This window comes from Hungatella sp. (assembly GCF_046966825.1).
Genome location: NZ_JBKVCZ010000219.1, coordinates 1 through 6,734 on the forward strand (window position 1 = coordinate 1; position 6,734 = coordinate 6,734).

The 6,734-nt window shown below is 51.2% G+C and carries 5 protein-coding genes; 1 reads left to right on the top strand and 4 read right to left on the bottom strand.

Annotation, left to right across the window (positions count from 1 at the left end; genetic code table 11):
• Nucleotides 1-85 precede the first annotated feature (85 nt).
• The gene (locus ACLTD4_RS32435; protein WP_117624260.1) at nt 86-2,176 is read right to left on the bottom strand and encodes a glycoside hydrolase family 3 protein; all 2,091 of its coding nucleotides are present in this window, start codon (nt 2,174-2,176) and stop codon (nt 86-88) included.
• A gap of 119 nt (nt 2,177-2,295) precedes the next feature.
• Here ACLTD4_RS32435 and ACLTD4_RS32440 point away from each other — a divergent pair, with 119 nt between their 5' ends.
• Nucleotides 2,296-3,219 (top strand): AraC family transcriptional regulator, encoded by a 924-nt coding sequence (locus ACLTD4_RS32440; protein WP_117624261.1) that lies wholly within the window; start codon nt 2,296-2,298, stop codon nt 3,217-3,219.
• Nucleotides 3,220-3,251: 32 nt separating this feature from the next.
• Here the strand turns inward: ACLTD4_RS32440 and ACLTD4_RS32445 are convergent, their stop codons facing one another.
• The 3 genes from ACLTD4_RS32445 to ACLTD4_RS32455 form a co-directional block, all read right to left on the bottom strand.
• Entirely contained in the window at nt 3,252-4,097 is an 846-nt protein-coding gene (locus tag ACLTD4_RS32445) for a carbohydrate ABC transporter permease (protein WP_002600550.1), read from the bottom strand.
• Nucleotides 4,097-5,071: a carbohydrate ABC transporter permease gene (locus ACLTD4_RS32450; protein WP_412331901.1), complete on the bottom strand. Its 975-nt coding sequence runs from the start codon at nt 5,069-5,071 to the stop codon at nt 4,097-4,099. The genes ACLTD4_RS32445 and ACLTD4_RS32450 overlap by 1 nt, the downstream gene beginning before the upstream one ends.
• 74 nt (nt 5,072-5,145) lie before the next feature.
• Nucleotides 5,146-6,564, bottom strand: coding sequence for an ABC transporter substrate-binding protein (locus ACLTD4_RS32455; protein WP_117624263.1), 1,419 nt, complete (start codon nt 6,562-6,564; stop codon nt 5,146-5,148).
• Nucleotides 6,565-6,734: the final 170 nt, after the last annotated feature.

Below are 6,734 nucleotides of genomic sequence, written 5' to 3' on the forward strand. Positions count from 1 at the left end.
ACCTTTCCCTCCCTGCCGCCCGCTCTCCCTTTTCCCCAATCCCCCGCGCAAAAGTCCGCGTATCTTTACCCACAAATCCCCCGTCTTACTCCCCGATTCGGCAGATCACAGTAACCGGCTCCGCCGCTCCTAACTGTCTGCTCCTGGCATCCGGCTGGCTCGTTCCGATACTGAATTCATAGACTGACGCATTTTCCACATATTCGCCTTCGGCGTTTACGCACTCATACGTATGGGCTCCCAGATCCAGTTCCACCCGCTTTTCTTCTCCCGGTTCCAGATCTACCCGCTGAAAGCCGCACAGACTCCAGTGCTCTGCCCGGTCCGGTGAATCCACGGGATTGACATAGACCTCTATCACCTCACGCGCGCGCCGGTCTCCGGTGTTTCGCGCTGTGACATACGCTTTCCTTCCGTCCACCGCTCCGTCAGACAGCTCCGTCTTCCCGTAGGTTAATCCAAAACCAAACGGATACAGCGGCTCTTCCCGGATGTAACGGTACGTTCTGCCCTCCATGGAATAATCCTCAAACGCCGGCAACGCGGATAAGTCCTTATAAAAAGTCACAGGAAGCTTTCCCCCCGGAGCGCTCTTGCCGAAGATCAGCCGTGCAAACGCCGTGCCGCCTTCCGCTCCCGGATACCAGGCCTGAATCACCGCTTTGGCCTTTTCCTGGGCCAGCGATAAGTCGATGGCACTTCCCGTCATATTGCAGACGATCACCGGTTTGTCCTGGGCCAGAAGTTCTTCCATCAGCCTGCGCTGAGAGGCCGGAAGCTCCAGTCCCTCTTTGTCCCCGGAGGAATAGCTGTTGCCGGTATCACCCTCCTCGCCCTCCAGCGTTTCGTCCAGCCCGACGCAGAGAATCACCACATCGCTGTGCCTCGCAGCGATTCTCGCCTCTGACAGCCGGTCTCCCGGAAGTCCTAAATGTTCCACCCGGTCTTCAAAGAGATGGCAGCCCTGGGCGTACAGCACCGTGGTTCCCTCAGCCGCTTCATTCTGAATCCCTTCCAGGATCGTCGTGTAGTGGGACGAGGTTCCATGGTAATTTCCAATCAGCGCGATCCGGCTGTCCGCGTTGGGACCGATCACCGCGATCTTTTTTACAGTATCCGGATTCAGAGGCAGTATTCCGTCGTTCTTCAGTAAGACCATGCTCTTCTCAGCCGCTTCCACAGCCAGCCTTCGGTGCTCTTCACATTCCACTGTCTCGTACGGAATCGCATCGTATTCTGTCGTCTCTCCCATGCCCAGCAGGTACCGGGTCGTAAACAGCCTCACAACGGCCTGTTTAATCTCCGCCTCCGTAATCATCCCTTTCTCATACGCTTTCAATACGTATAAATACGTATTTCCACAGTTCAAATCACAACCCTTTGAGACGGCCAGAGCAGCGGATTCCTCTGCATTGTCCGTCACCATGTGGCTCTGGTGGAAGTCACGGATGGCCCAGCAGTCCGATACGAAATGGCCCTCAAAGCCCCATTTCCCACGGAGAATCTCCTCAATCAGCAGTGTGCTGGCACAGCACGGCTCTCCCTCATAGCAGTTGTATGCCCCCATGACGGATTCCACACCGCCTTCCTGCACACAGGCCTCAAATGCAGGCAGATACGTTTCCCATAAATCCCGTTTCGTTGTGGTGGCGTTAAATTCATGGCGAACCGCCTCCGGCCCGGAATGCACCGCAAAATGCTTTGCACAGGCGGCTGTCTTTAAGTGTTCGCCCTCTCCCTGAAGGCCCTTTACGAAAGCAACGCCAAGGCGGGAAGTCAGATACGGGTCCTCTCCATAGGTCTCATGGCCTCTGCCCCATCTGGGATCACGAAAGATGTTCACATTCGGAGTCCAGTAGGTCAGTCCCTTATAGATGTCCGTGTCGCCTTCCTTCTGAAATTCATTGTATTTTGCCCTGCCTTCCGTCGATACGACATCCGCCACACGGCGAATCGTCTCCTCGTCAAACATGGCCGCCAGCCCGATGGCCTGTGGAAACACGGTAGCGGTACCGCCTCTGGCCACGCCGTGCAGACCCTCGTTCCACCAGTTGTAGGCCGATATCTGCAGCCTCGGTATCGCGGGCGCGTCGTAGCGCATCTGGGAGGCCATCTCCTCCACCGTCATCTGTTCCACCAGTTCCACTGCTTTCTGCCTTGCTTTCTGTCTGTCCATAGGTTCCTCCAAATTATCTTTATTCAAAAGTCTTATCTTAGATTTTTCTTTTCAAGCCCGCATGGCTGCGGTATAATTGCATCATGATTTCACCGTTTCCCGTGAAAGGAGGACGCAGTATGAGCCGTTTAAACTATACACTGCCGGATGAATACCACGGCAGGGAGTTGGAAGGATACGTGGAAAAAGTAGATTACTACTTAAATTCCAATATCCGCATCTGGCACAATGTCCAGAATGAGGGGTATGCCCTGCACCAGCACAGTGCCATCGAGATTCTCGTTCCGATCGAGAACGTATACACCATCATCGTCAACAACAATACGTACCATTTAGAGCCGGGCGATATCCTCTTTATTCCCGGGCTCACTCTTCATGAGATCATAAAGCCGGACTGGGGCGAACGTTTCTTTTTTATGTTCAACATGGACCCTTTGACCAATTTCCACGATTACAGCGCCCTGGAGCCGGTGCTGCTGGATCCCTGCCTTCTGACGAAACGGACGAACACAGGAATCTACGAACATATCTATTCCAGGCTTATGGAGATCAGCAATCTCTATTTTTCTCCCGGCGTCACCTTCCGGGAATACTCGATTTATGCCAATTTAATCGATATTCTGACCACGATCGGCCGGGAACATTACGACACCATATTCGCCGGCACAGATAATACCGCCGAGAAGAGTTACGATTATTACCAGAAATTCAACAGCCTGCTGGCCTACATCAACGATCACTATGGCGAACAGCTGACGCTGGAAAAGATGGCCGATTACACGGGATTTTCCAAATATCACTTCACCAGGCTGTTTAAACAGCACACGAACTCAACCTTTTACGATTATTTAAGCCGCAAACGGATCCAGGCAGCCCAGACGCTCCTGACGACCGGCGCCTCGATCACGTCCATCGCATTTCAGACGGGATTTAACAACTCGACGTCATTTACACGATGCTTTAAAAAGTATACGAATTACAGCCCCAGTGAATACCGCACGAAATTCATCGAGGACATGCCGGGGAATGATCCGGTCTTCTAGACCACGCTTTGATCGGCCATCCAGTCACTGCCTTACCCCTTCACGCCGCCCAGGGCGACGCCGGCAATGATGTATTTTGACAGCAGTAAATACACGATGATCAGCGGGAGCACCGTCAGGGCCAGCCCCAGATAGACGGAACCGTATTCCGTCTTGTAGATATCGCCCCGGAGAAGGCTTACCATAATCGGCATTGTGTATTTGTCTTTATTCGTGAGGAGCACCAGCGGTGTGAACAAGTTGTTCCAGCTGGATACAAAACTGAATATGGCCTGTGTGGCAATCGCCGGTTTCATGATCGGCATGGCGATCTTATTAAAGATATAGAACTCTCCCGCCCCGTCAATCCGGGCCGCCTGCACGATTTCCAGAGACAGCGACGGCAGCATATACTGCCTCATAAAAAACACCATGGCCGGGGAAGCGATCGCGGGCAGAATCAGCATCGACAGCTGATTTGTCATGTGGATCCGGTATACCATCTGGTAAAAACCGATCATCGTCACCTGGGCCGGAATCATCATAACCGCCATGATAAAGCTGAAAAATGGTCTGCGCAGCCGCCAGTCATACACCACCAGCCCGTAGGCAGTCATGGTGGAAAAATACACCGCGCAGCCCGTGGAAAATGCCGAGATGATCAGCGAGTTCATAAATCCCACCATCGGGTTGAAGCTCTTGCCCAGCAGTATGGACAGGTTACGCATCATATAGCCGGAGGGGATCATCGAGATGGCATGCTGCTGGATCTGTGTCGTAGAACGCGTGGCGTTGACGATCATGATCCAGAAAGGAAGGATGCTCAGTATGGCAAGGCAGATGCAGACAACGTAAATGACGATTTTTAACGCGGTCGAAGTACGCTTCTTATATTTCATCAGCTTTTCCTCCCTTCTTTTAACGCTTTTCTGTATTCCCGCTCCTGTATGCGCATCTGCTTATTCGGAAGCACCTCATCCTTATCCCGCATCAGGAAAAACAGGACAGCAGAAGCTGCGCAGATGATTACAAACATAATCATGCTGGCCGCGGCGGCGCGGTTGTACATGTAACTGCCGCTGAACGCCTGATTATAGATAAAGACGCTGGTGGTAAGCGTGGCATTGTCCGGCCCGCCCATTAAAAACAGCTTCGGAATATCGAACATCTGCAGACCGCCGATTAAGCTGGTAACCAGCGTGAACAGCAGAATGGTCTTTAAATTTGGAATGGTAATATAGAAAAATGTCTGAATCCGGTTTGCTCCATCCACCTCTGCGGATTCAAAAAGCTCCGGATTGATTCCCATGACGCCGGAAATCAGAATAATCATCGTGTAGCCATACCACATCCAGAACTGGATAAATTCCACCGTTCCGCGGGCCACCGACTTGTCAACCAGAAAGTTGATGGGTTCCTTTGAAATTCCCAGGCGCATAAAGATATCGTTGACCGGTCCCATCGGATATCCCAGAAGGGCATTAAACAGGATTGCGATGGTTGCTGCCGTAATGATATTCGGCATGTAGAACAGCACCTTAAACAGCCCTTCCCCCCTGATGTGATACCGCTTATCGGTAAACCACGCAGTCAGCAGGAGCGCCAGACCAATCTGGGGAACAAAATTGAACAGCCATATATGGATGGTGTTGCCGAACGCCTTCTTAAATGACGGATTGGAAAGCACTGTTTTAAAGTTCTGAAACGGGTCCTCCAGAAAATTAAAATCCACGGCGCCCATTCCCTTAAAATCCGTAAACCCGATCACCCCGGTAAAGATAATGGGATACAGGGAAAAGATCAGAAATCCAAGTACAAACGGAGCACAGAATATGTAACCCCATTTCGCATATCTCAATCGTTTGCGTTTCATTGTTATACCTCCCTGTAAAATGGGGGAGGACAGAAACTGCCGTCCTCCCCTTGCTGATGTTCTGTCTCTGGTACTTACTCCACAATGATATCCAGGTTATCGGCTACCTGCTGTTTAAAGTCCGCGATCGCCTGTTCTCTGCTCTTATTACCGGCAGTATATTCACGCACCTGACCGCGCCAGAAGTTGTTGATGGTCTCATCATACTGGGTTAAGTTTGTACCATTGGCGTACTTGTTGGCCGGAACGAAGACCTCAAACATATTCTGACCGCCTAAGAAATCTACGGAGCCGTCCGATTTGCTCATAACGGTACCGGAAGCAACCGCATCCTTCGTACCTGCGTCATTCATGGTTCCGTTTGCCCACATATACTGGAGACTGTCTTCTGCGTCGTCCAGAGTGATCCAGTCAATGATATCCGCAACCGCCTCTTTTACTTTAGTATCTTTATTAGCCAGTACCCAGGTGCCGCCCCAGAAGAAGCCGATCGGGGAATCACAGACAGCCCAGTCACCAAATGTTCCTTCACCAACAGCAGTTCCGCCGCAGTTTGGCGCCATGGTATAGTTGATCAGCCAGGCCGGTCCGAAGAAGCCGAGAATCGGTTTTGCGCCTTCTCCCTTCATATCAGCAAACCATGCATCCTGCCAGTCCTGCGTGTCATTGTGATAGCCGTTGTCCTTTAACTTCTTGGATAAATCCAGAAATGCCTCTCTCTTTGGATCGATGTTTAATTTTCCGTCCACAATCCAGCCTTTGTCCGAGCTGTTTTCCACTGCGTGCCAGATATCTCCGTCGCCGGATACAATGCCGTAGCCCTTGCCCTTCAACTCTTCTGCCGCGTTAAAAAATTGTGTCCAGTCATTGGTGCCTGCGCCAAGCTTTGCACCAATTTCCTTCGGATCATCGGTTCCCCAGGTGTCCTTAGCGATGGAACGGCGATAGATAAACGCTCCACCGGTTGCCTGGTAGCCCAGCGCCACCACTTTACCGTCAGGATTCGTTCCGATATCGACCGCATACTGTGCGATCTCAGAGGATTTGATCTTACCATCCGCGTCAATTCCCAGATCTTCGTATGGCGCGGCATAACGGCTGGCATCACCCTGTGTATATTTCAGAACAAATGCGGCTTCCGCACAGTAGATATCCGGCGCATCACTGCCGCCGGCTGCCAGCGCCTGATCCAGCGCCGGCTGATACGCGCCATCGGTAGTCGCAATAATTGTTGTTTTAATCTCATAATCAAAATCCGGATGCATTTCTTTGTACTTTTCAATCATCTTTGGCACTTCGTCGGTAAACGACCAGACATTAATTACTTTGGAACCGGAATCGGAAGAAGCTTCGGTTTTATCCGCTGCTTTTTCTGCCTCCGCACCGGCAGCCTTTTCTGTCGCACCGCCATCGGAAGCAGGCGCTTTTCCACAGCCCGTTAAAGAAGCCGCGATCATACAGCCGCACAATAACCCAGCGATCATTTTTTTCATTGTAAATCCTCCTTTGATCATGGTTCGCAGGCTCACTCGCTCTAAGCCTGCAACGTTTTTGATGGATTCATTTTACCATATGTAAAAGGGGATTTTCTCTACATATATTGCTTTTCACGCAACACAAATTGCGATGTGCTTTTGTGTGTTTTATGATAAATATTCATTTA

What these genes read in the sequence shown, in the direction of transcription:
- ACLTD4_RS32450 (WP_412331901.1), bottom strand. Translation starts at nt 5,071, where the DNA reads ATGAAACGCAAACGATTGAGATATGCGAAATGGGGTTACATATTCTGT.
- ACLTD4_RS32440 (WP_117624261.1), top strand. Translation starts at nt 2,296, where the DNA reads ATGAGCCGTTTAAACTATACACTGCCGGATGAATACCACGGCAGGGAG.
- ACLTD4_RS32435 (WP_117624260.1), bottom strand. Translation starts at nt 2,176, where the DNA reads ATGGACAGACAGAAAGCAAGGCAGAAAGCAGTGGAACTGGTGGAACAG.
- ACLTD4_RS32445 (WP_002600550.1), bottom strand. Translation starts at nt 4,097, where the DNA reads ATGAAATATAAGAAGCGTACTTCGACCGCGTTAAAAATCGTCATTTAC.
- ACLTD4_RS32455 (WP_117624263.1), bottom strand. Translation starts at nt 6,564, where the DNA reads ATGAAAAAAATGATCGCTGGGTTATTGTGCGGCTGTATGATCGCGGCT.